Source organism: Roseibacillus ishigakijimensis (assembly GCF_016595415.1).
GTDB classification, from domain to species: domain Bacteria; phylum Verrucomicrobiota; class Verrucomicrobiia; order Verrucomicrobiales; family Akkermansiaceae; genus Roseibacillus; species Roseibacillus ishigakijimensis.
In genome coordinates, this window is the sequence record NZ_JAENIO010000165.1 from 1 (window position 1) to 387 (window position 387).

At 58.7% G+C, this 387-nt stretch carries 1 protein-coding gene; it reads right to left on the reverse strand.

From position 1 onward, the window contains the following. Positions 1 to 387: beta-1,6-N-acetylglucosaminyltransferase (locus JIN78_RS17010; RefSeq protein ID WP_200393192.1), on the reverse strand; the 387-nt coding region annotated here is incomplete at both ends.

A 387-nucleotide genomic window follows, 5' to 3' on the forward strand; every position in this document is an offset into this window, starting at 1 on the left:
CGTTTGCATGGGGGCCCGCCCGAGTTGGGCGAGGACGGTGATGAAGTAACTTTCGTCCGCGCAATCTACTTTGGCAAAGGCCGGCGTCAGATCGTTGGCCACGATGGCTTCCGCATCCGCTCGATTGAGCAACATCCATTGGTGTTGAAAACAAGCCACTTCCTTGCGGATCCCTTCAATCTCTTGCACGCGCTGGGCTTTTAGGATGTCTCGTTTACGCATTTCCGCCCAGGGCTCGAAGCGGATGCGCGAACGCGGGTCACAGCGCAGGCTGCGGGCGAGTTCGGAGAAGGGGCGCACCGGGACACAACTTTCGGAGAGAAGCATGAAGTGGCTGTTGCTTTCTTCGGCGAGAGCTTCTTGCAAAAGCGCCAGAGTTGCCCGCAC